Source organism: Flaviflexus ciconiae (genome assembly GCF_003971195.1).
Lineage (GTDB): Bacteria > Actinomycetota > Actinomycetes > Actinomycetales > Actinomycetaceae > Flaviflexus > Flaviflexus ciconiae.
This window is the reverse complement of sequence record NZ_CP034593.1, coordinates 2635112-2661115: the sequence shown is the minus strand read 5'-3', so window position 1 is coordinate 2661115 and position 26004 is coordinate 2635112. Positions and strand designations below refer to the sequence as shown.

The 26004-nt window shown below is 57.6% G+C and carries 23 protein-coding genes and 3 pseudogenes; 8 read left to right on the top strand and 18 right to left on the bottom strand.

Going from position 1 to position 26004, the window contains the following annotated elements:
* Nucleotides 1-22 precede the first annotated feature (22 nt).
* The gene (locus tag EJ997_RS11935; protein ID WP_126704743.1) at nucleotides 23-553 is read left to right on the top strand and encodes a dihydrofolate reductase family protein; all 531 of its coding nucleotides are present in this window, start codon (nucleotides 23-25) and stop codon (nucleotides 551-553) included.
* A 178-nt stretch (nucleotides 554-731) separates the two neighbouring features.
* On the opposite strand, the gene EJ997_RS11930 is transcribed toward EJ997_RS11935, so the two are convergent.
* The 8 genes and pseudogenes from EJ997_RS11930 to EJ997_RS11900 form a co-directional block, all read right to left on the bottom strand.
* Nucleotides 732-1784 (bottom strand): aldo/keto reductase, encoded by a 1053-nt coding sequence (locus EJ997_RS11930; protein ID WP_126704742.1) that lies wholly within the window; start codon nucleotides 1782-1784, stop codon nucleotides 732-734.
* Nucleotides 1785-1935: 151 nt separating this feature from the next.
* Nucleotides 1936-2454 carry an O-acetyl-ADP-ribose deacetylase gene (locus EJ997_RS11925; protein ID WP_126704741.1) on the bottom strand — a complete coding sequence of 173 codons (519 nt, stop codon included), beginning with the start codon at nucleotides 2452-2454 and terminating at the stop codon, nucleotides 1936-1938.
* Nucleotides 2455-2712: 258 nt separating this feature from the next.
* Nucleotides 2713-4446: a carbohydrate-binding domain-containing protein gene (locus EJ997_RS11920; RefSeq protein WP_126704740.1), complete on the bottom strand. Its 1734-nt coding sequence runs from the start codon at nucleotides 4444-4446 to the stop codon at nucleotides 2713-2715.
* A complete protein-coding gene (locus EJ997_RS11915) occupies nucleotides 4443-5198 on the bottom strand; it encodes a VTC domain-containing protein (RefSeq protein WP_126704739.1) in 756 nt (251 codons plus the stop codon). The genes EJ997_RS11920 and EJ997_RS11915 overlap by 4 nt, the downstream gene beginning before the upstream one ends.
* Nucleotides 5195-5534, bottom strand: a pseudogene (locus tag EJ997_RS13820) (DUF4956 domain-containing protein). The gene EJ997_RS11915 and the pseudogene EJ997_RS13820 overlap by 4 nt, the downstream one beginning before the upstream one ends.
* 44 nt (nucleotides 5535-5578) lie before the next feature.
* Complete coding sequence (locus tag EJ997_RS13815; protein ID WP_206501679.1) at nucleotides 5579-5761, bottom strand: DUF4956 domain-containing protein; 183 nt, start codon at nucleotides 5759-5761, stop codon at nucleotides 5579-5581.
* A 407-nt stretch (nucleotides 5762-6168) separates the two neighbouring features.
* Nucleotides 6169-6870 carry a response regulator transcription factor gene (locus EJ997_RS11905; protein ID WP_126704738.1) on the bottom strand — a complete coding sequence of 234 codons (702 nt, stop codon included), beginning with the start codon at nucleotides 6868-6870 and terminating at the stop codon, nucleotides 6169-6171.
* A gap of 11 nt (nucleotides 6871-6881) precedes the next feature.
* Entirely contained in the window at nucleotides 6882-8387 is a 1506-nt protein-coding gene (locus EJ997_RS11900; RefSeq protein WP_126704737.1) for a sensor histidine kinase, read from the bottom strand.
* A 131-nt stretch (nucleotides 8388-8518) separates the two neighbouring features.
* On the opposite strand from EJ997_RS11900, the gene EJ997_RS11895 reads away from it, so the two are divergent.
* On the top strand, nucleotides 8519-9211 hold the full coding sequence (locus tag EJ997_RS11895) for a DUF4352 domain-containing protein (RefSeq protein WP_126704736.1): 693 nt from the start codon (nucleotides 8519-8521) through the stop codon (nucleotides 9209-9211).
* Nucleotides 9212-9488: 277 nt separating this feature from the next.
* Here the strand turns inward: EJ997_RS11895 and EJ997_RS11890 are convergent, their stop codons facing one another.
* Nucleotides 9489-10688, bottom strand: a complete 1200-nt coding sequence (locus tag EJ997_RS11890) for an IS110 family RNA-guided transposase (RefSeq protein WP_126704735.1) — start codon at nucleotides 10686-10688, stop codon at nucleotides 9489-9491.
* Nucleotides 10689-10919: 231 nt separating this feature from the next.
* Nucleotides 10920-11627 carry a hypothetical protein gene (locus EJ997_RS11885; RefSeq protein WP_126704734.1) on the bottom strand — a complete coding sequence of 236 codons (708 nt, stop codon included), beginning with the start codon at nucleotides 11625-11627 and terminating at the stop codon, nucleotides 10920-10922.
* Here EJ997_RS11885 and EJ997_RS11880 point away from each other — a divergent pair.
* Nucleotides 11620-12285: pseudogene (locus EJ997_RS11880) on the top strand (alpha amylase C-terminal domain-containing protein); the annotation flags it as partial. The gene EJ997_RS11885 and the pseudogene EJ997_RS11880 overlap by 8 nt on opposite strands.
* A gap of 144 nt (nucleotides 12286-12429) precedes the next feature.
* Here the strand turns inward: EJ997_RS11880 and EJ997_RS11875 are convergent.
* The 3 genes from EJ997_RS11875 to EJ997_RS11865 all read right to left on the bottom strand — a co-directional run bounded on the left by EJ997_RS11875 (nucleotide 12430) and on the right by EJ997_RS11865 (nucleotide 16472).
* The gene (locus EJ997_RS11875; protein ID WP_206501926.1) at nucleotides 12430-13281 is read right to left on the bottom strand and encodes a sugar ABC transporter permease; all 852 of its coding nucleotides are present in this window, start codon (nucleotides 13279-13281) and stop codon (nucleotides 12430-12432) included.
* Between the two features lie 194 nt (nucleotides 13282-13475).
* Nucleotides 13476-15083, bottom strand: a complete 1608-nt coding sequence (locus EJ997_RS11870; RefSeq protein ID WP_228201506.1) for an ABC transporter permease subunit — start codon at nucleotides 15081-15083, stop codon at nucleotides 13476-13478.
* A gap of 102 nt (nucleotides 15084-15185) precedes the next feature.
* The gene (locus EJ997_RS11865; protein ID WP_126704732.1) at nucleotides 15186-16472 is read right to left on the bottom strand and encodes a sugar ABC transporter substrate-binding protein; all 1287 of its coding nucleotides are present in this window, start codon (nucleotides 16470-16472) and stop codon (nucleotides 15186-15188) included.
* Nucleotides 16473-16859: 387 nt separating this feature from the next.
* On the opposite strand from EJ997_RS11865, the gene EJ997_RS11860 reads away from it, so the two are divergent.
* The 3 genes and pseudogenes from EJ997_RS11860 to EJ997_RS14170 all read left to right on the top strand — a co-directional run bounded on the left by EJ997_RS11860 (nucleotide 16860) and on the right by EJ997_RS14170 (nucleotide 19523).
* The gene (locus EJ997_RS11860; RefSeq protein WP_126704731.1) at nucleotides 16860-17870 is read left to right on the top strand and encodes a LacI family DNA-binding transcriptional regulator; all 1011 of its coding nucleotides are present in this window, start codon (nucleotides 16860-16862) and stop codon (nucleotides 17868-17870) included.
* Between the two features lie 41 nt (nucleotides 17871-17911).
* Nucleotides 17912-19312 (top strand): annotated as a pseudogene (locus tag EJ997_RS11855) (glycoside hydrolase family 13 protein); the annotation flags it as partial.
* Nucleotides 19221-19523, top strand: a complete 303-nt coding sequence (locus EJ997_RS14170; protein ID WP_228201644.1) for a recombinase family protein — start codon at nucleotides 19221-19223, stop codon at nucleotides 19521-19523. The pseudogene EJ997_RS11855 and the gene EJ997_RS14170, both read left to right, overlap by 92 nt.
* Here EJ997_RS14170 and EJ997_RS11850 read toward each other — a convergent pair.
* Entirely contained in the window at nucleotides 19486-20178 is a 693-nt protein-coding gene (locus EJ997_RS11850) for a TIM barrel protein (protein ID WP_206501676.1), read from the bottom strand. The genes EJ997_RS14170 and EJ997_RS11850 overlap by 38 nt on opposite strands.
* On the bottom strand, nucleotides 20175-21185 hold the full coding sequence (locus EJ997_RS11845; protein WP_126704730.1) for a Gfo/Idh/MocA family oxidoreductase: 1011 nt from the start codon (nucleotides 21183-21185) through the stop codon (nucleotides 20175-20177). Before EJ997_RS11845 ends, EJ997_RS11850 begins: the two co-directional genes overlap by 4 nt.
* A gap of 127 nt (nucleotides 21186-21312) precedes the next feature.
* Here EJ997_RS11845 and EJ997_RS11840 point away from each other — a divergent pair, with 127 nt between their 5' ends.
* The gene (locus EJ997_RS11840; protein WP_126704729.1) at nucleotides 21313-22335 is read left to right on the top strand and encodes a LacI family DNA-binding transcriptional regulator; all 1023 of its coding nucleotides are present in this window, start codon (nucleotides 21313-21315) and stop codon (nucleotides 22333-22335) included.
* Nucleotides 22336-22527: 192 nt separating this feature from the next.
* On the opposite strand, the gene EJ997_RS11835 is transcribed toward EJ997_RS11840, so the two are convergent.
* From EJ997_RS11835 to EJ997_RS11825, 3 genes are all read right to left on the bottom strand, one after another.
* Complete coding sequence (locus EJ997_RS11835) at nucleotides 22528-23313, bottom strand: Rib/alpha-like domain-containing protein (protein WP_126704728.1); 786 nt, start codon at nucleotides 23311-23313, stop codon at nucleotides 22528-22530.
* A gap of 555 nt (nucleotides 23314-23868) precedes the next feature.
* The gene (locus tag EJ997_RS11830) at nucleotides 23869-24081 is read right to left on the bottom strand and encodes a TOBE domain-containing protein (RefSeq protein WP_126704727.1); all 213 of its coding nucleotides are present in this window, start codon (nucleotides 24079-24081) and stop codon (nucleotides 23869-23871) included.
* Between the two features lie 376 nt (nucleotides 24082-24457).
* Nucleotides 24458-25258 carry an HAD family hydrolase gene (locus EJ997_RS11825; RefSeq protein ID WP_206501674.1) on the bottom strand — a complete coding sequence of 267 codons (801 nt, stop codon included), beginning with the start codon at nucleotides 25256-25258 and terminating at the stop codon, nucleotides 24458-24460.
* A gap of 265 nt (nucleotides 25259-25523) precedes the next feature.
* Between EJ997_RS11825 and EJ997_RS11820 the strand changes: the two genes are divergently transcribed.
* The gene (locus tag EJ997_RS11820; RefSeq protein WP_126704725.1) at nucleotides 25524-25973 is read left to right on the top strand and encodes an AAA family ATPase; all 450 of its coding nucleotides are present in this window, start codon (nucleotides 25524-25526) and stop codon (nucleotides 25971-25973) included.
* Nucleotides 25974-26004 lie beyond the last annotated feature (31 nt).

The following is a 26004-nucleotide window of genomic DNA, read 5'->3' as shown; positions in this document are numbered from 1 at the left end:
GCATCAGGAGTAGGGTCGGGTAATGACGGTCCATTACTACACTTCATCCAGCCTCGACGGTTTCATCGCAACCGCCGATCATTCTCTGGGCTGGCTGCTCAAGCAGGATTTCGACGAAGAGGGCCCCATGAACTACACCGAGTTCATGAAAGATATCGGGGTTCTCGTCATGGGGTCCTCAACATACGAATGGCTTCTCGCCGAGAGTGAGGCATGGCCGTACAAACAACCGGCCTTCGTTCTCACGAGCCGAGAACTCCCTGTTCCCACCGGTTCCAATATTCTTTTCCGCGAAGGCAATGTGCGCGACCTTTTCGACGAAATTGTCACTGCAGCGAACGGCAAGGACGCATGGGTCGTGGGTGGTGGCGATCTTGCCGGGCAGTTTGCCGACGAGAACCTCCTCGACGAGGTATGGGTGCAGTTCGCACCGGCCACCCTCGGCTCCGGTCAGCCCCTGTTGCCGCGAGCACTCGACGTGGAACTTCTCGAGGTCGCTCAGAACCGGGGGTTCATGTGTGGGCACTACCGGGTGCTCAAGTCAGAAAACTGACGCACCAACTCCAATACCGACGTAACGCTGAAAACATGTCGAAGGTCGCCCCAAAACCAGCACGAGTCGTCTATCGAAGCGCCACCTCTGCGGTTCATATACTTCACCCGTGGCTACGGGATGTCTCCTGAAGCCACGGATGAATGAATGAGCTTGGCAAGAGCCGAGACGCGCTTACTTAGCGGGAAGCGGTAGCTCCCCACCACTGGTTGATACCGGAGTTGACCGCATGCTCGTCGATTGCCGACAGTTCCTCGTCTGTGAAGTCGAGATTCTTCACGGATTTCACGGTGTCTTCCAGCTGCTCGACCGAGGAGGCACCGATGAGTGCGGTGGTGAGTGAGACCTTGCCCTGGTCGCGAAGAACCCACGCCACCGCCATCTGAGCCAGAGTCTGCCCGCGGCCCTCAGCAATGTCGTTGAGGGCGCGCACGTGGTCGAGGGTTTCCTCGGTGAAGAAGTCTTCGTTGACCTTGCCCGACGCGAGGCGGGAACCTTCGGGTACGCCGTTCAGGTACTTGTCGGTAAGGATGCCCTGGGCCATGGCCGAGAAACCAATAACTCCCATGCCCTCTTCGGCGGCCGCTTCCAGGAGCGAGGGCTTCCCTTCTTCAATCCAGCGGTTGAGCATCGAGTAGGAGGGCTGGTGGATCGCGAGAGGAGTGCCGAGATCCCTCATGATCGCGGCTGCTTCCTTCGTGGCCTCTGCCGAGTATGACGAGATACCAGCATAGAGCGCCTTGCCGGAGGTCACTGCCTGGTGGAGTGCCAGCATCGACTCCTCAACGGGAGTATCCGGGTCGGGGCGGTGGTGGTAGAAGATATCGACGTGATCGGTTCCGAGCCTTTGCAGGGACTCATCGAGCGAGGTCAGCAAGTATTTTCGGGAGCCACCAAAGCCGTACGGACCGTCCCACATGTTCCATCCTGCCTTGGTGGAGAGGATGAGCTCGTGACGGAAGGGCGCCAGGTCCTTCGTGAGGATCCTGCTGAAGTTCTCCTCGGCACTTCCTGCGGGCGGACCGTAATTGTTGGCAAGGTCGAAGTGGAACACCCCAAGATCGAAGGCTTTACGGGCAATGTCCCGCTGGGTCTGGAACGGGCGATCATCACCGAAGTTGTGCCACAGTCCCAGGGCAATGGCGGGGAGCTGAAGACCGGTGTCTCCGCAGTGACGGAACGGGATCTCGTCGTATCGATTGGGTGAGGGCTGGTATGGAATATGGCTCATGGCACCATAATTCCACGGATCCTCTCCCCCAGCATCACACAACAGATTCCTACCAGACAGGAGTCAGGTTCCGACCCGGGCAGAGTCTCAGCATTCATCTGACCGACCTACGCAAACTCGTAAATCAGCCCAGCCGATGAAAGAGTCGAGACTATTCGACTGTGAGACCAAGCTTCTCGGCTTCACTCCGCAGAACATTGACCATGTCGTCACTGAACGCCGCGAAGACTATCTTCTCCACATCCGTTTCTTGCGCCGAGGTTGTTTCCAATGCAGCCGCCGCCGCGTCCTCCACCGGCCATCCATAAACTCCTGCACTGATGATGGGAAAGGCAATGCTCTTCACCCCAAGCTCATCAGCAACCTCGAGGGAGCGTCGATAGCAGGACGCGAGGAGGCTACGGTCCGTTTGACCTGCGGAATAGTTCGGCCCAACCGCATGGATGACCCAGGTTGAGGGCATCTTTCCGCCCGTTGTCCATCCAGCATCCCCGGTCGCAAGTCCGTCCGGGAAGCGCTTAATACAGTCCTCAAGAATCTCGGGGCCACCAGCACGGTGAATGGCGCCGTCAACGCCTCCCCCACCTCTCATGCGGTTGTTTGCCGCGTTGACGACAGCATCGACGTCGAGCGTGGTGATGTCTGCGCGGACAATCTCTATCTGTGCCATGGTCAGCCTTCCTCTCTCGCTCTCGTTCCCCGTGAAGTACAACTGGGGATTCGAGCGCCATAGATGCGTGATCTCTGTTTGCTCATCCTAATGGCGCAGACTGAGCGCCGAGGGACCCCGCGAGAATGAAAGGCCCCGGTCATTTGTGCATTGCCTTGTGGGGCTGGAGGCCTGACCGGAGATCTATCGCACCCAATCTAGTCAAAGGACGGATGTATTCAATCCCTATTCCAACGGGCTGGTTGCGATGGTTTACTTTCAGATTGTTGAAGCGTCAGTCTCTTCTGACTGTGCCGAACTGGATGACTGGTCTTCTTCCTGTTCATCGGTTGGGGACTGCGGGAACGGGCGGTCCTGCATCTCACCCGGTCCGCTTGGCATTTGACCACCGCCAGGCATCTGGCCTCCGCCACCGCCCGGCATCTGACCACCACCTCCCGGCATCTGGCCGCCTCCCATACCGTTCATGCCGCCTTCACCGGCAGTGACGGTTCCGACCTGGGTGCCGTCGACGGTAACGATGTAGGACTGTCCCATTTCCATTCCGTCCACGGAGAGGACTGCGTTCTCGGTGGCCTTTTGGACGGTGAAGGAAAAGAGTTCCTCGCCGTCTGTCGAAGTTACTGCAACGGCCTGGCCCCGGGTTGCGTTAACCGTTGCACTCACCGAGCCCTGAGCTGAGTCAGCACTTGGCGTTGCCGCCATGCCGGCAGCTCCGCCTGCGAAGAGGGTTCCTCCGCTGATCCTGAAGGTGGAGGCCACGTCAATTGCTCCATTGCCGGAGTTGGTCGGACCCTCCACGATCAGGGTTCCGCCTGTCATGTCCGCGACGCCGTTGGAGTCGACGCCGTCGCCACCAGCATCAAGGTGGATCTCGCCGCCACTGATGTAAACCTCGACGCCTTCGGATACCGCCATGGGGTTCATGGAATCCGTGCTGTCACCCGTGGAGCCGTTGATGCCATCATCGGTGGATGTCACATCGACCGTGCCACCGTAAACGGCAACGATCGTTCCTTCGAGACCCTCGTAGCTTTGCGCAATGGTGAGCTCACCCGTGTCGATTGCCAGGACACCATCGGCGTGTATACCGTCATCGGTTGCGCTGATGTTGACGGTGGAGGGACCGACGAGGATTGTTTGCGCATTGGCACCGTCTTCGTCGGACTGGATGTTGAGCGTTCCGCCGAGGAGCGCAATGTAGCCAACGGTCGCGTCATCAGTATTGTCGGCCTTAAGGGCGTGCCCACCGGAGGTAACGTTCATGGAACCTCCCTGGACGACGAGATAGTCCTTGCCGCGAATGCCATCATCAACTGCCTCTACTTCGATGGTTCCGGACTCGATAACGAGGCCGTCCTTGGAGGAGATCCCGTCGTTGTGCTGGCCTATGACCGTGAGCGTCCCTTCTCCGGTGATCGACAGATCGGAGGCACTAAACAGGGTAGCGTTTGGAGCATTGTCGCTCGTATCGGAGTAGGTCTCCGAGTCGGTGAGCGTGTTCTCGCTACCGTCGGCAAGGCCGATCGTGACTTCGTCACCGGACGTAACCGCGAGCGCAGATCCGTCTGTTGCAGAAATATCGACTCCATCAAGAATGATCGTGATCTTCTCGGTATCCGTCACGGCAACCGTGACGGTTCCGCTGTACTCACCGGTCAGCCGGTACGTACCACCGGCCGCGATGGTGACCGTGCCGTCGCCAACTTCTACGCCATCAACGTCTTCCTTCCCGCTGGTGCCGTCGAGGGGGAGTGTCGTTGCGGAATCAGCATCGACCTCGTCGACGGAGTGCGCTTCCTTGAGGGAGGACATGGCGTCATCAATGCTAGCGGGAAGGTCGGCTGAGATCGTCGATCCGCTTGTGGTTGTTCCCGCCGACGAGGTGGCTTCCGCACCCGCACTTCCACCTTCTTCTGCGGTAGAGGATGAGCAGGCGGCTAGGAGGACGGCGAGCGATGCTGCGGTCATGGTTTTCCCCAGGTTGTTCATGAGTTCTTACTTCCAATCAGTAGTCGTAGTGTTCTGCTCCATTTCTCGGGTGGCAGGCCGGGCACTGTCGCCGCCATGCCAACCCCGTACTTCGACATCTTGAGGGCACGGTGTCCGTGGCGGTGGAGCTGTCGATCAAGGGAGGTGAGCCGGGCACCGGCTTTGGATTCGATGATCGCGAAGCGATCAAGGATGACGTGACCGGTGGGTGATTCGCAGACAAGGTTGAAATCGATCGTGGCCCTGGCATTTTCTTCCGCCATGAGAACCGTTGACCTCCGGTAGGAAGTGCGCAGGCTCGGCCGGAGCTCTTTCACCCGGCAGGGCACTCCCGCTCCCGCGAGGACCTGGGAGATAAAGGAGTGCGCTTCTTCGGCGGGTTCGCTGCTACACCAGGGGCGACGCACCTTGTGCGTCATTCCCCGACCGTCTTTCCACTTCACCTCAAGGAACTCATCCCCACTTTCGTACCTTCTGGTCCGCACCTTGTAGCGGCGCCTGCGGCACCGCCCCGCGCGGTGATAGGACTCAAAGTCCGGGGTATCGAAGTACGTTGACACGTACTGTGTCGATCTCGCCCCGGCGACATCGAGTACGGACAGTCCCGGCACTGAGGCAATAATCTCGGGGATGTCATCCGCTCGAACAAGGTACTTCCGGTCGACTCGAATAAGCCGTTCCGCGAAAGTATTCAGCTCGTCGAGCCCAATAGCGGGCAGGGCAGCCGACCATTCCAGATCCACCGCGGTCATGCCACGACTCCGACGCTCTGGTGTGCGGAGCCTTCCTTGATTTGTACGCGAACGGTTGTCGAGTCCTTGACGAAATCGATTTCTTCGATGGAGACGTCGACAATCCGTCCGGAGCAAAACGATGCAACATAGTCACGTAGCTCCCCCTCATCAGCAATCGCCCGGTCAAGAACCATGGAGCGGCGGCGTACGGGGTAGAGATGACGGGAGTCAACAATTGCGATAACAATGAGGATTAGCGCAATGAGCCCAATCTGCTTCGGCGAGACATCGGCAAGGCCGGCGATCAGGCCGATGGCGAGCCGCGAAGTAATAGGCGACCTCCCGCTGAGTCAGCTCTTCGGAGCGGAGACGAATAATCGAGAGGACACCAAACAGTCCTAGCCCGATACTCTCGCAGCCACAGCGGATGCTGCGAGAGTATCGGCCACCGCAAGGACGCCAATGTTCACCGTCATGTACGCCAGTGCCATATCCGTGCGTCGGTGCCTCGGGAAGTAAATCCCGAACACCAGGATGGTGATGGCGACAATGTCAACGGCAATGGGCAAGTATTCGTTCACGGCGTTCTCCTCGTGATCAGTCAATGTGTCTGACTTATTGACCCACCACCGCCTGGGACGAGACCGCACCTCAGCTAAGAATAAACTGAAAATTTGACCCCGAGTAAACCGCATCACACTGCGGAAAAGTCCGACCTACCAACCTGCCAGAACCACAAAAATGAGGCTCGACGCTCACCTCGCCAACCACCCCAAAGAAGCCCACTTCCACAGGTCAGAGGTCTGTTCAGCACCTATTCCCGTGAGCGAAACTGTTCACCTTTTGTTCACTTTTCGAAGGCCGCTAGCAAGTCTGACCTTGCCCCATTCTTGGAACGAAAACTCAAAATGAGAACCCCGCTAGACGCCCAGGATTCATTCAGTAAGTATTCAGATTAGGAGCGTGGAAGCCGCAGTCACGCCATAGGTTAGACGCCGCAGGTGAAGTCCGGATATCCGGGAGCAAGGCTAGCGAGAGTGATCGTGACTGCGATAAGAACGCGGTTGTCGACACCAAGCTTCTGCTGAATTGACGCGAGATGAGTCTTCACGGTCGAAAGCGACACGAACAAAGAGTCCGCGATCTCCGTATTCGATTGACCTGCCGCGGCCAGCTTGGCGATGTCGCGCTCGCGGGCCGTGAGGGAAAGGAATTGCTTGGCAGCGTTAACGACTTCCGGTTTTGTTGCCCAGACACGAATGAACTCAACGAGTTGACGGGACGTTCTGGGTGAGAGCGCACCCTCCCCCATGGCAACGTTCTTGACGGCGCCAACAAGCTCTTTCGGGCCCTCGGTTTTCAAGAGGAAACCGTTCGCTCCTGCTTCTGCAGCACGGATCGGTTCATTTTCCGAATCGAAGGTCGTGAGGACAATGACCTCGGGAGGGTTCGGCAGGGACCGGATCCTCCGGGTGGCTTCAATCCCGTCCATCTTCGGCATCCGAATGTCCATGAGGATCACGTCGGGACTGTAGGCATGGACGGCGTCGATTGCCGCTAACCCGTTGTGTGCTTTACCAACAACCTCGATCTCGCCGGCACTTCCGACCTTGAAGATTGTTTCGATGGCATCGAGCATGAGCGGCTCGTCGTCGACGAGGAGGAGCTTGATGGGGCGGTCACCATTCACAAGGACCGATTCTACTCGGCTGCACTCCCCTTCTCCCACGGAAGCCAAGCATCAACCCTGAACTCGCCATCTTCTTCGGTGACAAGAACCCACCCGCCCATGGCAAGGGCCCGTTCCTTGATTCCGGTCAAGCCGCCGACTCTAGCTCCACCCTCACGAGTTGTTAGAGCAGATTCACCGCTTTGCGGTACAGATGTAGACGATGCTGAATCCTGAGGATCGTGTGGAGTGAGTGCAAAACCATCGGCGGGACCAGAGTTCAAACCCGCTCCTCTCACACCTCCAGTGACGGGATTCGCTACGGAGATGTTGAGTCCCTGGCCGGGACCACCCTTAACTTTGACGCGAACGATCTCGCCCGGGGCGTGCTTGATTGCGTTGGTCAGTAACTCCTGCACAATCCGATAGGTCGACTTCGTGAGTAGCCCTAAAGCTTTTTCCGGATCGGTCACGAACACGGAAGACGAGACTGGGTGGCCGGCTCCGAGGACGTGCTCGATGACATCGGCCAGGTCTGTCATCTCGTAGTTGTCGTAATCGAAAGTGTCGGTCCGTTTAGCAGGATTCCTCATGACGTGAACAAGGCCCCGGAGTTCGTCCACGGCCTGCTGGGCTTCCTGCCTTACCTGAACCGCTTTGTCTTTCAGCTCATCATCTTGCGCCAACATCTCCAATACACCTGCGTGGAGTGAGACGAGGGAGAGCCTGTGCCCGACAGTATCGTGAATATCCCGGGCCATGATTTCCCGTTCTTCCTTGCGGCTCAGCTCGTACTCCATTTCCTCCGAAGCCCGAGATCTTTCCTCCAGCTCTTCGGAAGTTTGTTCGAGCCGAACCGAGGTCTCCTCAAGTCGCTCCGATGTCTGGCCAAGCTGGTGCTCTTTCTCCTCAAGCTGCACGTCTCTCTGCTTGAGTTGCCCAACCTGCTCAAAAAGTCTTCCTTCGGTTTCCTCTAAAGCATCCCGTGAGGCCTCCCAGTAGCCGAGGCCGATGGGTAGCAGGAAGGTAATGAGGAAGATTGAGATAAGGGACGTGATGCTTATCGGACCCCCACCATCGGTGTCATCCACGTTCATAAGGCTGCGAAGGATTGACGTGTCCGTTGATTGACCCAGCAGATCCCTCGCCATGGTCACGATCAGGCTAACTCCGTAGAACCCCGACATGTAGATGCCATCTTTGGCGGGCTGGGTGCGGATATATCTGGGAAGCACAATGGCAAGTACCGGGCCTACCGGGAAGACAAGTTGGAGCGCTGCAAGGATATGCCCTGTCCTGCGAGGATTCTGCCTGCGTTGCGTGAAGAGATAGCAGGCGTAGATGGCCGCTGCCATAGCGATGACGGAATAGAACGTGCCGACCCCATTGAGCCAACCGTTCGGGTACCGTTCTTCAACTCCCACGAAGTAGAAGGCGGGAGCTCCGATTGTCATGAACCAGGCAATGGGAATGAGGACAAAGCTCTTGACCCAGCCCAACCGGCTACGGGGCCCCAGATCCTTCGCACCACTATTCATGAAGCCATGGTATTGCCTCCCTATGACCTTTTGCCTCGGCCGTTCGGTCAGGGAAGTATGGCCGATCGGCCGATGTCAGGACGAGCTTCCGACACATAACTTCGAAGTATCGATCTGAAAAAGGAGACACCATGTCATACCCGGCACCGGCGCAGAAGCAGAAGAGCTGGTTCGCGCGCCACAAGATCCTCACCGCCATCCTCATCATTATTATTATCGGCATTATTGCCAGCATGGGGTCCGGTGGGGACGGCGACGAACCAAAAGCCGATTCAAACACCTCAACCGGCAATTCCAACGATCGCAACGAAGACACCAATGATGATGGTGGCGACGGTGACGCAGCCATTGTTGACGCTGCCGACGGTGAGGAAGCTGAAGAACCGGAGGCTGATGAACCGGAAGAAGCAGAGGAGCCAGCCGAGTCTGCTCCCGGTGTCGGTGACACGGTAAGCACCGGAAACTTCGATGTCACCATCACAAGCGTCGATGCTGAGGTTGGTCTGATCGGAAATGAACACTTCAACGCTGAGGCCGCAGGCCAGTTCGTACTCGTTCACGTCTCGGTCACGAACACCGGTAACGAGGCAGAACACTTCCGAGCATCCGAGCACAAGCTCATCGACGAGCAAGATCGCCAGCATTCAGAGTCGAGCGACGCCTGGTATTACGACGGCGAAACCTTCGCATTCACAGAGGTCAACCCCGGCAACACTGTCGAAGGCGCCCTAATCTACGACATTCCAGCAGACTCGGTACCCACCGCTATTGACCTTGGCAACGACGAGTTCTTTGGTGACCCGATCCGGGTATCCCTGCAATAGGTAGCTATTCTCCCCACCTAAGCAGTACCTGGACTAAGCCCGCTCAAGCGCATTCTCGAGCGGGGTGGCGCTCAACTTCGGTTGGGCGCCACTTCCGTTTCCGAAACGTACTGGCAGATGGACTAATGCCAAGGATAGCTCCGGAGCGCCTCGCTCCTCTTCGGGCTACTATCCGAATCCACATCGCTCTTCAGTGTCCCGATTCTCGGGCAAGTCACCGACGTGAAATCAGCTCGCCAAAGAGGAGCACAATAGTAACGTGCCCCTATGTTGTGTGTCAAGCTGCGAGGGTGGTTTCGGGGATGTTGTAGAGTGTGCCGTCTCGGAGCATGGCGTATAGGACGGTGAGTCGGCGGTGGGCGAGGGCGATGATGGCTTGGTTGTGTCGTTTGCCTTGTGCTCGTTTGCGGTCGTAGTAGGCCCGGGAGACGGGGTCGGTGCGGATGACAGCGAATGCGGATAGGAATAGTGCCCGTTTGAGGCGTTTGTTCCCAAAGTGGCTGACGCGTTCGGACCTAATGGATGATCCCGATTGCCTCGTGGTGGGTGCGAGGCCGGCGTAAGACGCTAGTGCGGCGGAGCTGGTAAATGTCTTGCCGGAGAGCTCGGCGATGATCACGGCGGCGGTCCTGAGACCGTTGCCGGGCATGGATCTCAGGACCGGGTAAAGAGGGTGGTTAGCTACGATCTTTTCTACCTGGATGGCCACGTCGGCACGTTGGGCATGCAGACTCAACAGCTGGCGTGCCAGGTGGGGGATCACCAATCCGGCCGCTTCGGTACCGGTCACGGTCACCGACTGTTGTGAGAGTGCCTCGAGGAGTTCGGTGGTCCAGGCGGTGTGGCGACGTGCCCCATGTTTCTTGAGTTTCGCGTCAATTCGTGCCCGGCCTGCTTTCTTTAAGGCTTGCGGGGTGGGCCAGGTGGCCAGGACGTGCAGGATCGCGTCGTGCTCGAGGCGGATGCCGAGGACTTTCTCCAGTTCGGGGTGGATCTGGGTGAACAGGCCGCGGATCCGGTTAGAGACTTGATTAACCTGTCGGGACAGGTCTAGGTCGAACCCGGTCAGCATTGCCAGGCCTGCCTCGTCTTGATCCGTCTTTGTCAGTGCTCGTAGGGTGTGGGGAAGGTTGCGGGCGGCGTCAGCGATGATGAAGGCATCCTTCTGGTCCGTTTTAGCATCCCCGGGGTACAGGTCGGCGATCCGGCGCATCGTCAGGCCTGGTAGGTAGGCGACCTCGATCCCCATGTGCCCGGCGACCGCGATTGCAAGGGCGCCGATGGTGGCGGGCTGATCCACCACAACCAACACCCGGCCCTGCGCAGAGAGTTTGGTGTAGATGTCGATGATTTTGGCTTCGCTATTGGGCAAAGTCTTATTCCACAACACCTGCCCAGACTCGGTCAGAGCGCATGCCCAGTGATCGGTTTTACCGACGTCAAGACCAAGATAGATCCTCGATTGGTTCGTGCTCATGGCGTTTATCTCCTCTGATTGGTGCCATAAGTCGGCCGAGCCCAGGCAGCACGCCTCACATCCACGTTACGACAGGCATCCATCAATGGTGCCGAGCCCCTAATAAGCGATCACATGCTGCCAACCGACCCTGGTGGCAACACCCCCCGGATCATTCAATAGACAGGGGCAAGACACCATGCCAGGGCGGCTGACCGACAGTCCCAATCAACACTCGCCAATCAGAACCTGTCAACAAGGTAACGGGTTCGTGCCGGAGCCGGACGATCCACTGGAGCCGCTAGAGCCAGATGAGCCAGATGAGCCACTCGACTTCGTAGTACCGGATGACCCACTGGAGCTCTTGGGGGCGGTATAACCGTTACCGGATGAGCCACTGGAGCTCTTAGGTGCGGCATAGCTGTTACCAGTTGATCCGCTGGAGCGCGATCCGGTAGACCCAGTTGAGCCCTGGCTCTGGCGGGCTGCTGCGGCGTCTGCTGCCGCTGCAGCCTCTGCTGCTGCCTTCTCAGCGGCGATCCGCTCGTTGAACGTGGTCACGGCGCTGTCCAGCGTTGCGCGCTTCTCGTCGACGTCGGCCTTGGCTGTGTTGATAGCAGCCGTCGCCTCATCGAGAGCAGTTACGTCGTCGCGGGTCTTAGCCACGGTATCAAGCGTGACGTCAGTGTCGAGTGCCGTCCTGAGTGCTTCGATCTTGCCGTCGTTCTCAGCGGAACTGGCGAAGTCTGTCGTCTCGTTGGCCGTCTTGATGGACGCCTCGCCCGCGGTCTCGGACTCTGCCAGTGCAGCCACAGCATTAGTGTGCGCCGTGGTGGCGACGGTGACGACGTGGGTGTCTACTGCTGCTTGCAGGGTCTCAGCGGTGGCTGACACGTTGTCTGCTTCGGCGCTCAGATCTGCTGTCTGTTGGTCGATGGCTGCGGCCTGATCCCAACTCACAGTCTCCCTAGTCTATGCATTCTCCGAGCAGTTCATACTGCCGCTGTCGCACGACGAGGTTGTCCACGGCAAGGGCTCCCTCTACACCAAGATGCCCGGAGACCCATGGCAAAAGCTTGCTGGCGTTCGCCTGCTTTATGCCTACCAGTGGTCACATCCGGGCAAGCAGCTGCTCTTCATGGGCCAGGAGTTCGCTCAGATTGCTGAATGGAGCGAGAGCCGCGGTCTTGACTGGTGGTTGACCGACAACCCTGGCCACGACGGCGTCATGGCCTGCGTAGCGCGCCTAAATGAGATCTACCAAGAGCACCCCGCCCTCTGGTCCGACGACTTCACCAACCACGGTTTTGAGTGGATTGACGGATCGGACGGTGACAACAACGTCCTGTCGTGCATCCGTAAGTCGGCTATCGACGACGACGTTGTGGTTGCGGTGTGTAACTTCGCCGGTACCCCTCACTACGATTACCGCGTTGGCCTTCCTATGGAGGGTGAATGGACCGAACTGCTCAACACGGATGCCGTTGAATATGGTGGCTCTGGAGTGGGCAACCTCGGCTCTGTTCATACCGAGGAAGTGCCGTGGAACGGTCGGGCACAGTCCGCACTTCTGCAGCTTCCTCCCTACGGCGTCGTGTACCTGACACCGAAGAAGTAAACGGAACTTTCAAAGTCGGTAGCTTGACGGGACACCGGTAGCTTGACGGGACACCGGTAGCTTGACGGGACACCGGTAGCTTGCCGGGACAAAAGTGAACCGCCAGTCGATCTCGACTGGCGGTTCACTTTCAATTTCGGTCGATCAGCCCTTCACCGCACCTCCGGTGAGGCCGGAGACGATGTACTTCTGCAGGAAGAGGAAGAGCAGGAGGATCGGTAGGGCTGCGATGATCGAACCCGCCGCGAACCAGTCCCAGTTCTTCTCGTTGCCGCCAACCCACAGGTTCATGCCGACTGCCAACGTCCAGTTCTCCTGAGAGGTCAGGATGGTACGAGACAAGATGAAGTCGTTGAACGCCGAGATGAAGGACAGCAAGCCAACAACCGCAAGAATCGGAATGACCAGCGGCATGATGATCGTCCAGTAGATCTGCGTGTGCGATGCGCCGTCGATCTTTGCCGCCTCATCCAACTCGATCGGGATTGAGTTGAAGAAGCCATACATGAGGAAGGTGTTCGCACCGAGTGCGCCACCCCAGTAGACCGCGATCAATGCAATCTTCGAATCAATACCCAAGGCAGGGATGACATCACCCAATGTATTGAGCAAAAGGAAGATCGCCACGAAGGTCAGAAGCTGCGGGAACATCTGGATGACCATCAGCGACATCAGCGTCATCTTACGTCCCTGGAAACGGTAACGCGAGAACGCATATGCGGATGCAGCACCCATGAGCACCGTACCGATCGCAGTTGCGACACCAATGATCAGAGTGTTTCCAAGCCATGTCCAAAACATCGTGTCCGAGAGCTCGGTGAAGTTCTCCACCGACACATCGGAAAACATCGAGTTCGCACCGGTCAGAGTCGTCTTGATGTTCGGATTCAGCGCTGCCGACAGAATGTAAATGATCGGGAACGCCGAGTACAGCACCGCAATGACACCTACGATATGGCGGAATCCAAGCTCGCGGAACCATTTGCCGGCAGGCATCTTGTTCTGCTGCGCCAACGCAAGCTTGCCAGCTTCGGTCCGCGCGGTTTGCGGGGTCTTCGACGACGCCGGGTCGGCCGTCGTCGTGGTAGCCCCGTAAGCCTTCGCCTCGGGAGCGTCCTCGTAGATATCCATGTCGCGCTGGTCGCCCGGATCGATGGGTCCCATTCCTGGACCAAGGTTAGGAGTAGACATTAGTTCAATCCTTCCAGCGAGTTGGACTTCCTAAAGCTGTAGAGCGATACGGAGCCCACGATCAGGAAGATAACGAGCGACATGGCGGCGGCAAGTCCGTAGTTTGGAAGTGCCTCACCGGTCAAGCCCGCAATCTTGTAGACCATCGAAATCAAAATGTCCGTGTGTCCCACCGGCACTGACGCGTCGCTCATTCGAGGTCCGCCCTGGTTCAACATGTAGATCAAGTTGAAGTTGTTGAAGTTGAAGGCGAAGGAGGAGATGAGGAGCGGCGTCAGTGAAATCATCAGCTGCGGCAACGTAACGTTGCGCCACACTTGAAGCGTGGAGGCGCCATCGATCTTGGCGGCTTGGGTCAGCTCTCCCGGAATCGACTGCAAAGCGCCCGTCACAATGAGGAACATGTAGGGGAAGCCCATCCACAGGTTCACCAAGAGAACAGAAACCTTAGCCATCGTGGGATCGGTCAGCCACGGGATGGCCGCTCCAATAATCTCGTTGAAGAAGCCGTAGTTCCGGTTCATCATGCCCGCAAACAGGAAGGCGGTCATGAAGGAAGGGAACGCGTAAGGCAACAGCATGATCGTTCGGTAGAAACGTCGGCCCTTAAGGCGTTCATCGTTCATCACGATCGCGAGGAACATGCCCAAAAGGAACGTGGTAAGCACCGAGAATAATGCGAACAGAACGTTCCAGATGAGAACCTTCAAGAACGGCTGCGCGTAGCGATCGTCAGAGAATCCCTCGCGGAAGTTGTCGAAACCGACATTCACGCGCCATCCAACACCTAGACGATCCCCATCTTCGTTTTCAAAGAAGCCGGTCTCGTCGTTCGCCGCGTAAACTTCGCCGGTCTCGGTGTTGGTCATGGTGTCTGAGGCGTCGTCGTAAGACAGCGTCGAAACAAACTGATAACCAACCGTTCCGGACTGGGTTCCAATCGCGCCCTCTTCGGCGTCGTCGGAAAGCAAAACACGAAGATCGAAGATCTCGCTCTGGCGCTGGCCCATTTCGGACGACGACAAGATGTCCCAGCCGTCAACCTCGGTAATGCTGTTGTCAGTGATGGTGCCGTCGACCTCGGCGAAAGGCTCCTCGTCGGCGCCAACCTTGAGCGCGCCCTCCTGGTCGATAATGGCGAATCCGATGTTTCCATCACGCTCGACCACCACGAGGGGGTACTGCGGCGAGCCTTCAACACGCTTAGAGTTATTCTGCAAAAGCAGCGAGTTAATCGCGCCGCTCTTGTCGAGAGTGTGCTGATGGCCGTAGTTAGTAAAGGCGATGTAGCCCGTGTAAACAATTGTGAAGGCCTGGAAGATGAGTAGGAATACCAGACCCGGAGCCAGATACTTCAAGGCGAGGGTTCGCCGTGAGAAGTAGATCCAGTTAACCGCGATCAGCAGGAGAATCATTCCAATGCCGAGGGTCAGCGAGCCAACCCCGAACGCGGTGAAAATTATGTAGATCCCGAGCGCATTGACAGCACCCATGAGGATGAGCTTGATAATGAAGCCCGGACCCCACGCTGTGGCCTGTGAATCGCGCTTGCGACGATCTTTTCTTCTGTCTGCGCGCTCCTTTGAAGCGTCAGACTGAATCGTCATATGCGACATTGCAGTTCTCCCCGATACGATGAGGCGTGCCAGCCATGGCCTCTTGGCACATTATGACTGGCACGCCTTCAATGGATTAGTTACCCATCGTGCTTACTTGGCCATTTCGGTTTCGATATCCGAAATCATCTTCTCCCAGGTAGCAACCGGTTCGCCCTGACCAGAAATAATCTGTGCTTCGGTGTTACCCCAGAAGCCCCACACAGCGCCCATCTCAGGCAGTGCCGGCATCGGGAGTGCCTCCTCACCAGCAGCGCGGAAGCCAGCCATGAGCGGATCTTCAGCAGCAGCGTCGGCGGATACGGTCAGTGCCGGGAGGCGCTGGCCAATGCCGTAGAGCTCGGTCTGAACCTCTTCGGAACCAACGTAGTTCACGAGGAAGTCGGTGGCGAGGAGCTTGTTCTCCGAGGTTGCGGAGATGAAGCCGCCCTGAACACCGAGGAACGGAGCTGCGGGGTTGTCGCCGGTGGACGGGATTGGGTCCACTGCGATGTTCATGCCTTCGAAGTCAGCGATCATCCACGGGCCACCGAGGATGTACGGGGACTGACCGTTCTTGAAAGCGTCCACTGCGACGTCGTAGGTGATAGCGGTATCGAGAACGCCGGTGCCGTTCTGGCCGTTGTCGGCCAGCCACTGAGCGAACGCGTTGCCCTCTTCGCCGCCCATGTTGAGAACATCGGTGTAGTTGCCATCCCCATCGGTCTCAAAGACAGGACCGTGGAAGGAGGACTCGAACGGGTACATGGTGTACGGGTCGCCGCCGTCACCAATCTGGACGAGGAACGGGTACTCCGTACCAGCTTCTTCGCCCATGGCAATCATTTCGTCGAAGGTCTCCGGGGTGGAGTCTACGAGATCCGCGTTGCGGAAGATTGCGAGGTTCTCAACGGCGTATGGGACGCCGTAGTTGGTGCCTTCGTAGGTAAAGGCGGTAACAGCGAGCTCGTTGAACTCGCCTGCCTTGTCTCCAAGCTCAACCGGAGCAACAACGCCGTTGGTCACGAACTCGCCGAGCCAGTCGTGAGCACCGAAGGTGACGTCCGGACCCTCGCCCGTTGGCACCTGGGTCATGAACTCAGAACGCATCTGATCGTTTTCCTTGACGACGAGCTCGACATCGTTGCCGGTCGCGTCCTTGTACATTTCTGCAGCTGTTTCGAAAGCGGGGAGACGGTTGTCGTCAACCCACACCGTGATGGAGCCGCCGCCAGCAGGCGCTTCGCCGTCGTCGGTGGTTTCGGTACCGCCGTCGTCGGTGGTTTCGGTATCGGTGGTCTCCGTACCGGTTGTTTCTTCGGTCGTGTCGTCATCCGAACCGCAAGCTGCAAGACCAAAGGCCAAGCCGGAAGCGGCTACGAGCGCAATGCCTCGACGCATGTTTTTCTCCTCATGAGCAGGTGATAGATGGCAAGTTAACGCGAGAGTTCGCACAAAATGGAGCGACACTGCTCTTGGTCGATTGCCGTAATCACGATTATAGGGTGTTCACCGATTCTTGCAAGCGTTTTCACAGAATCGCGTAAATCGTGTCCGATTTGTGATTCATAACCGTGCCAAACCGTGAAAAACGCGCGCTAAACAGAACAAGATCAATCTAAAAACCAACAAAAAATTTTGCATGGACGTTGTATCCTGTGAGGAAAGAATGCGTGAAGTGTCCCAGAAAATCTGACAAATAAGAATTCACTCACGGCAATGCCGCCACAGTAAGCTTGATGTCTTAGTGTCAGCACGTATCGAGACAAGGGTAAGCAAAGGAGCTCCATGGCTAAGCGAATACGGCTCGCGGATCTAGCGTCTCAGGCCGGCGTCTCGACAGCCACCGTCTCGCGTGTACTCAACGGAAAGAATTCCGTTGCCCCTGAAACGCGCCAAGCCGTCTTAGCCGCACTCGACCTGCTCGGGTACGAGCGGCCCGAAAAGCTCCGCGAGCACAGCGGTGGGCTCATCGGGTTAATCGTCCCCGAACTGATCAACCCCATCTTCCCGCTCTTCGCGCAGCACATCGAAAATGCCATGACGATGCAAGGCTACACGCCACTCTTTGGCACGCAGGTAGCGGGTGGTGCCACGGAGGATACTTTCGTGGACATCATGCTCGAACGCCGGGTGTCCGGCCTCATGTTCGTATCGGGCCTGCACGCGGACTCCACCGCAAACATCGAGCGATACCATCGCATCACCGCGCTTGGTGTCCCCTACATCACTATGAACGGTGCGCATCCGGAGCTTTCGGTCCCCGATTTTTCTACCGACGACGAATCCGCCGTTCGTCAGGCCGTACGCTACCTTGTGGGTCATGGTCATCGTCGTATTGGACTTGCGACCGGCCCCCTTCGTTTTTGGCCCGCGCAGGCAAAGACGGAAGCTTTCCGACGCGTGATGGAGCAAGTCGTGCAATCCGAGCCACCTCGCTCCGCGCACACGCTGTACACGGTTGAGGGCGGACACGCAGCTGCTGCTCAGCTCGTGGCTCAAGGTTGCACCGCAATCGTGTGTGCCTCCGACATCATGGCACTCGGCGCCATCCGTTACGCTCGCTCCGCGGGGATGTCCGTGCCCGCAGATCTGTCGGTGATCGGATTCGACGACTCACCGCTTATCGGCTTCACCAACCCACCGTTGACCACGCTCAAGCAGCCGGTGAAGGCCATGTGCGAAGCGGCTGTATCCACCCTGTTGTCCATGATCAAGGGCTCCCCTACAAGTATTGGCGCGATGCGTTTCGAGTCCGAACTCATCGTGCGAGAATCTACCTGCCCGCCGCGCAGGTAGTCACAGACCCAATCCGCACTTCAACCCTCGAAAGGAAACCCGTGTCCCCCGTGTTGTTACACGCAGGAAGCGAACCCTCAGTTTGGTGGAAGGATGCGGTGATCTATCAGATTTATCCGCGCTCATTCGCCTCGAGCTCCGGCAAAATCGGCGACCTTCGCGGGATTACCTCGCGGCTCGATCACGTGCGCGACCTCGGAGTCGATGCGGTCTGGCTTTCACCGTTCTACCTGTCGCCGCAGCACGACGCCGGGTACGACGTGGCCGACTACCGTCGCGTTGACCCCATGTTCGGAACGAACGACGACGCCATCGCCCTGTTCGACCGCGCGCACGATCTCGGACTTAAGGTCATCATCGATCTCGTCCCCAACCACACCTCGCACGACCACGAATGGTTCAAGGCCGCACTCGAAGGTGGGCCGGACGCACCCGAACGCGATCTCTACATTTTCCGGGACGGCAAAGGCGTGGACGGATCCGAACCGCCAAACAACTGGATTTCGGTGTTCGGCGGGATCGCGTGGACTCGGGTGTGCGACCGCCCCGACGCCGTAGGGTCCGCTTGGGAAAATGACAAGCAGTGGTATCTCCACCTCTTCGACACCTCACAGCCCGATCTGAACTGGAATAACCCGAAGGTCCACGAGGAGGTGCGGGACATTCTGCGCTTCTGGCTCGATCGTGGTGCGGATGGCTTCCGGGTCGACGTCGCTCACGGACTCGTCAAGGACGCCGGGCTTCCCGATTGGGATTTCCACTGGGATATGGTCTCCGGTGGAAGCGACGTCCCCGACGACGTCACTCCCCCACCGATGTGGAATAGGCCCGGAGTCCACGATATTTACCGCGAGTGGCGCGAGGTTCTGGACGAGTATGGACCCGAGCGGATGCTCGTTGCCGAAGCCTGGGTTGACGACATTAACGATCTCGCCAAATACGTCCGCCCCGACGAGATGAGCCAGAGCTTTAACTTCGAATTCCTTACCGCTGAGTTCGCACCCGATAGCTACCGAAAGGTCATTGCGGAGTCGCTTGCAGCTATGGATTCTGTGGGCGCACCAACCACGTGGGTTCTTTCAAACCACGACGTCGTTCGAGCCACCTCTCGCCTTGGCCTTTCCAAGACCGGCAAGGGTCCCAACGGCATTCGGCCATTCGAGGAGCAGCCGGAGGTCGAACTCGGCAGGCGCCGGGCTCTCGCCGCTCACCTTTTGCAGTCCGCCCTGCCGGGGTCGTGCTACATCTACCAAGGCGAAGAGTTGTCTCTACCAGAACACATGGCCGTGCCGGACGAGTTGCGTGAGGATCCGGCTTTCCTCCGGACAAATAAGGAAGAGGCTGGTCGTGATGGCTGCCGGGTCCCCCTTCCGTGGGAAGCGGATAAGCCGGGCTTCGGATTCTCCCCTACCGCTGAGACATGGCTACCTCAACCATCAGAGTGGGCAAAGCTCGCGCCCGACGTTCAATCGACGGACGCCGAACAAGCTGACGATCCTGGGAGCCGTGGCGCAGTTGGAGCGGTCGGTGATCCGGGAGCGCCAGATGGAAGGCATCGCACTGGCGAAAGCCGCTGGCAAGTACGACAAGGGCGTGAGGTTGACTGCGGAGCAGATCACTGAAGCCCGCAAGAAGGTCGATAGCGGTAGTTGATCTCACCGGTGCCGGGCTCACAGCGCCCTGGAACGTCCGCCACCTGCACTTCACCAATATGAGGGAGTGCCTGCTGGCACGTATCGATCAAGCTGCCATCGCCGATCTGTGCGTGGTAAAGATCGAGATTGATCTTAATTCGCTCGGAACCAACAGCCTCAAGCAGGCTCAGAATGTCAGACGGATGAGAGAAGGGGGTGCCCGGGTGGTCCACAGCCAGGTTCAAGTTCTCCATCTCAAAGATCACGTCATGTTCCTCGGCGATCCCCGCAAGCCGGTCCAGGGTAAGCGCGGCCTTCGCCCACATCTTTCCCGTAACCGTTTCAACTGGATCGACCGGAATACCTCCCTCACCGAGGCCGGTGCCATGGAAGTTTAGCCTGGGGCTACCAAGAATCTTTGACGCTTTAGCGGATTCCGTAGCGGAGCTGAGGAAGGCTTCAATGCCATCATCCTCGGTGAGATTACCGGAGATGTACCCGGTCATTGACTCAACCGGAACTCCCGTATCAGCAAGAGCCTGGAGATCAAGGTCGGTCCAGTTCCAAAGTTCGACCGCTACCCCGTAGCTCCCGATCTTCTTGATGCGCTCGATGATGGGCAGTTCGGTGAACTGCATTTCAGCGCATACAGCGAGTGTAAATGGGGTGTTCACAGGATCTCCTCAATTCGGACAAGACGGGACTCGGAAGTAGAAAGCTGTGCGGCCTCGGCGATCGCTTGCGCCATGACACCATCCTCACCGGACGGGTGCGGAAGGCCTTCACCCATGACGCGACGGCAGAATGTATCGAACTCGGCAACATAGGACTCGTGATACCGGGAGGTATCGGTTCCCTCAGTGGGGACAACCATGCCACCATCCGTGAATGTACGAGCAACCGTGTTCGTCGGCTCCCCCATCTGTACCATTCCAGCCGAACCAAAAACTTCGCCCCGGAGGTCATAGCCGTATGCGGCACTAAACGAAGCTTCAGCTGTTGCAATCGCACCATTGTCGTACTTGATAACAACAACTGCGGAATCGAGGAAGCCATCATTCTTCGCATCGGGGCGGATCAGAGCATCCGCGCTCGCAAAGACAGAGACCGGCCTGCTGTCTCCCATGAACCAGTTGATTGTGTCAAAGTCATGAATCAGGGTCTCCTTGAAGATCGTCCCGATCGGGGTTGTGGCAGGATTGCCGCCGTAGGGCCCGGGATCACGCGTGATCGAATGGTAGCGCTGTACCTCACCAACAAGGCCTTTACTTACGTTCTCGTGGGCGACCGCCCACGACTCAGAGAACCTGCGGTTAAAACCAACCTGGAAAACAACACCTGCCTGAGCGGTAACCTCTGTGGCCTCCCGCGCCTCGGCAGTATCTTTACCAATCGGCTTCTCCGTGAAGATCGCCTTGCCAGCCGCTGCGGCAGTGCGGATAAGCGGAAGGTGGGTGACGACGGGGCTCGAAATAACTACAGCATCGGCAGCCGCCTTCTCGAAGGCCTCATCAAGGCTCGCCGCCACGCAATCAATGGAGTATGTGCGAGCAAGCTCCTCGGCACGCGCAATGTCAGTGTCAACCAGGGCCGTCACCGTCGCACCCTTAACCCTGTCGACAAGTGCGCCGATGTGATGCGTACCGATCCTGCCGGTACCGACAACAGCAATGTTTACCAATGTTCTTTCCTCTCAACGCTGAGCTGGACTAGAACGTTCTACTTGAACGATATAGTCAGAATAGCGATTGATTTTCATCCGCGCAAGAGTGAGTCTTAAATTTCCAATTTCCACTAGGCTTGATGCCATGACAGGTAAAACCAGGGGTCGGCGCCCCACGATGCGTGACGTCGCGGAGGAAGCCGGAGTATCACCAGCCCTGGTATCCATTGTCTTTCGGGACGCTCCGGGAGCATCCGAACAAACTCGGGAACGCGTACGGAAAGCCGCAAAGAAAATCGGCTACGTCCTTGACGAACGGGCCCGACTGCTACGTAGTCATAAATCTTTAGATATTGGTATTAGCTTCCATACATCTCAGCCTTTCCACCACCATCTTCTCGACGAAATCTACAGCGCAATTAATGGCTTGGACTACGGGCTGGTTCTCTCCCCCAAATCCACGGTCCGTGACGAGAAAACCGCACTGTCCTCACTTGTTTCTTACCGCTGCGGCGCCATCATCCTTTTTGGTACGAGGCTCTCCAAAGAAGAGATCAACGAGATTGTTGGCGACATCCCGGTTATCTCAGTAGCTCAAGAGCTCGACGCTCCCTACGACTGGGTTTCATCGGATGACTCCTTCGGCATTCACCGGGTAATCGATCACCTCGTCGATCTTGGCCACGAAAATATTGCGCTCGCAAACTCCCCTGGCGATGCTGGTGCCACAACCCGTGAACATGCTTTTGTTTCGGCTCTCAAAGACCGGGATATGACACCAATCGTTTACTCCGCAGATGGCTCTGAAGAAGGGGGCGCCCGCCTCGCTAAAGAACTGATCAACTCTGACAACCTCCCAACTGCGATCCTCGGCTTTAACGACCGTTGTGCATTCGGCATCATCGACTACTGCATCCGCGCCGGCCTCTCGATCCCTCGAGACCTCTCCGTCGTAGGGTTCGACAACTCCGAAGTGTCGCAACGTTTTTATGTTAATCTCACGACGGTCGCACAGGATACGAAACGATTGGCCAGGTTTGCCGCCGAGCGAGCTATTCAGCGTCTAAAGTCCATCAATCTAGAATCTCAGGAACGAGGCATCCTCGTCCCAACCGAGCTAATCGTGCGAGAAACAACAGCAGTGCCCCGCTCGGGAAACCGGCCTTGAACTCCAAACCTCGCCGGAGACGCTACACACGGCGGTAACTCCTCCGAGGCGATCACCGCGGTCTGGGAGCACGGCGCGTACGAGACTATTGAGTTTGCCGTGATTCCTCACAAGGATCTTCCCCAGGAGATCTAGATTTCAGGTAAAGGAAGAGACGGGCCCTTGCGGACCCGCCTCCCCTAGGTGTTCAGGCTACCGGATGATTCGGTTGACACCGGGGGTGCCTACACCGTCTCCGTTCCAGTCACCAACAAGGACAGCATCTCCTGCTTCACCGTAGGTGAGAACAAGGTCAGCCGCGCCTCCTGCGAGAGCGTTGTTGATAAGGAACTCGTCGCCTCGGTGAACACCGAAGGTATCGATACTGTCAGCGTCGAAGTCGCCTGCAAAGGCAACATCACTTGCTCGCCCGTAATTGAACGACAGGTCAGCGTTACCGCCAGCCAGCTCGTTCTTAACGAGGAATTCGTCCCCGCGGCGAACCGCGATCGAGTCCTTACCGTTACCATCCCAGTCACCTGCGAGGGCGGTGTCGCTTGCTCGTCCGTAGTTGAACGACAGGTCAGCATTACCGCCGGCCAGCTCGTTCTTGAGGTACACGGTCGCTCCGCGGCGTACGCCGAGCGAGTCGACGTTATCGCCATCCCAGTCACCAACGAGCAGCTGATCACCGTCGCGACCGAACGCGAAGGCAATGCCGTACTCGGAGGCCGACCAGTCATTGGACAGCAGGAATGAGTTACCGGTGGGCAGTTCTGGCTGCTCTGGCACTTCCGGCTCTTCCGCTGCCGTAACAGCGACGTTGACCGTGGCAGTATCCGAGGACTCATCGCCGTAGTTAACGGTTACTGCGATAGCAACTTCCGCCGTTTCGGCGGCCTCGGAAACGGTGACCTCGACCGTGCCGGACTCGGAGACGGTGGCCTCCCAGCCAGTAGGGCCGAGGTCGCAAATGTTAGCGCTCTTCGCACGTTGCATTCCCTTATCAATAAATGAAAGCCGAGTTAAAAGGCTCGGCTGGTGCCCTAGAAAGTTATCGACCCGGCCCTAACAGCAGGTGAACGAAATATCCGAATTAAGTGAATTCGGCATGACTGGGAGAAGCAACCAACCATCTTGATATCCGAATGAATAAAAGAGCTGTGTACACCGCACAACGTCTGAGAATACTGAGTTCCGTACGGGAACGTGCCGCCACAGTACCATGGAGACGCCTGGTATAGCACGGGACACCTTGTAGCGTTCGGCGAGTCGCGGCAACGGCCGCTATCGCATAAATAAGGTGGAGTGCACATGGTAGGGCGTGGGCCTTACGGATCAGCGACTGGCCAATGACAAAGTCGGCAATCCTGGACGGGACACCTAGCGGGTTGATACTGGGAAGGACAATCTCGGCCCTGCGCCTGCCGACCATCGAGAACGTGCACTTCCAGGCACAGCGACGGGCACCAATCAGATTCGGTCCAATCGGTGCCCGTCGGTTAGGAGACAGGGTTAGCTACCCCTCTGCGCTCCCATGAGGGAGCGCATCATTTAGTCGTCGATGCCTACGAGAACGTTCGAGGCCTTGACGACCGCGTATGCCTCGGAACCCTCGGCAAGGCCGAGCTCCGCAACGGAAGCATTGGTGATCGACGAGGTGAGGACAACTCCGGGAGCGACCTCGATCTTGACGATGGAATTAACGGCCCCCTTGTCGATCGCGACAACGGCGCCCTTGAGCTGGTTACGTGCACCGAGCTTCATAGTTCCTCCTGTGGTAGCGCAAAGTAGCAACTCAAGCCTAGGAACAATCCGCCGAGACTGTGAGAACAAACAATTTCAGGAATCTGCGAAATACGGTCATTCACCATTGTTTGGGGTGCCTTGTCGACAGGTCCGGCACAGGAGTTCGCGCAGTCGCGACTAATACGCACGCGGCGTGTTTCAACCAGGCGTGTCGGATGGTTTCTCGCGCTTTCCTCATCTGCGGAAAGTAGGGGCGTTCGGACCGGCTTTTAGCACAGCAATGTCACGGGAGAGCGGGGGAAACTGGTCTCCCAGTCGGCTTTCAATTAGCCGGGCAGGATGTAATTCGTACGAGCGGACGCTATTCTCCCATTGCCCTAGCGACTTCAGTCACCTACATGTCGAGCAGCATCGACAGGACGCTGAGGACACCGTGGGAAGAGTTCGACGGAGCCAGGTAGCGGGCTCGCTTACGGATGTCCGGGTGAGCGTTCTCCATCGCGAACGACAGTCGTGCCCGGTCGAGCATTTCAAGGTCGTTTAGGTAGTCACCGAAGACAACGGTTTGACGCTCGGTGAGACCCAGGTATTCCTGGAGGTCGGTCACCGCCTTGCCCTTGTTACCCTCGGCCGACATGACATCGATCCAGTATTCACCCGAGATAACAATCTGGCTCGTCGAGGGAAGAGCCTTGAGCTCCTGCTCGACGCGCGGTGAGACCTTATCGAAATCAAACACCGCCATCTTCAAGAACTCGTCATCAACCTCTGCCAGGTCATCGACAATTACGAGGTCACGATTGTAGGTGTGGATCTTGTCGACGAACGGAGCATCCTTTCGCTCCGCGTAGGCATGCTTTACCCCGCCAACAACAACTCCAGCATCCCGGTAGTCAATGGCTCTGATGATGTCGAGAGCCTGCAGGAAATCATCGCGAACGATTGGGGTGGTCGAGACTACCTCCCCCTCGTTAACGACAAGGGTGCCGTTCTCGGCAATGTAGGTGGTAATCATGTCGGCGTGGCCGAACATTTTCTTCAACGTGGCGTACTGCCTGCCGCTCGCAGGGGCGAAGACGATTCCCCGGTCATGCATGTGATCCAGAAGATCCCAGAACTTGTCGGGAATCTTCCCCTCTTCATCGAGTAGCGTCCCGTCCATGTCGCACACGACAAGGCGAACATCCTGTTCCACCGCATCGATCGTGTGCCACGGTTGCCCAATCATCTCTCAGCTCCAGCTCATTAGAAACGGTGTACCTCGATCAGTATCCCCCATGTCCGATTCCCGGTCACTTCTCGAGCATAGGATCACAATCACCGCCGACCTGCTCCACTTCTTAGAGATCTCGTGGCCTACTTTTTGGGTCACGTGGCCCAGTTTTTAACGATCTTTTGGCACGGGTTTGGATGCCAACAGCTAACAGCATGTGACCGCCTGCTCCTTTACTGTGGGGGTTATGGCGAACATTCTTATCACCGGCATGTCGGGCACCGGCAAGAGCACACTCCTTGCCGAGTTAGCCGGTCGCGGCTACGAGACCGTGGACACGGATCTGGATGGGTGGGCCATCAACAACGCCCTCTGGGACGAGGAACGCATGAGCAACTTGCTGGACCGGCCTGGCGATCGAATCATTTCCGGCACGGTTGAGAACCAGGGGAAGTTCTACGACAGGTTCAGCCACGTCATTCTCTTGTCCGCACCGCTCGACACAATGCTTGAGAGAATCGCGAAGAGAACTGACAACCCTTACGGAAAGAGTGAGGAGCAGCAGGCCGAGATCCGCCACTACACGGAAACTGTGGAGCCACTGCTCCGAAAGGGGACAGACCTCGAACTCAGCGGGCTACTTCCCGTTAAAGAGCTAGCTGACACGGTCGAAGAACTCCTGAATTCCGAAAACTAAACCCGCTGTTTCGATTAGTACCAAGTCGCCG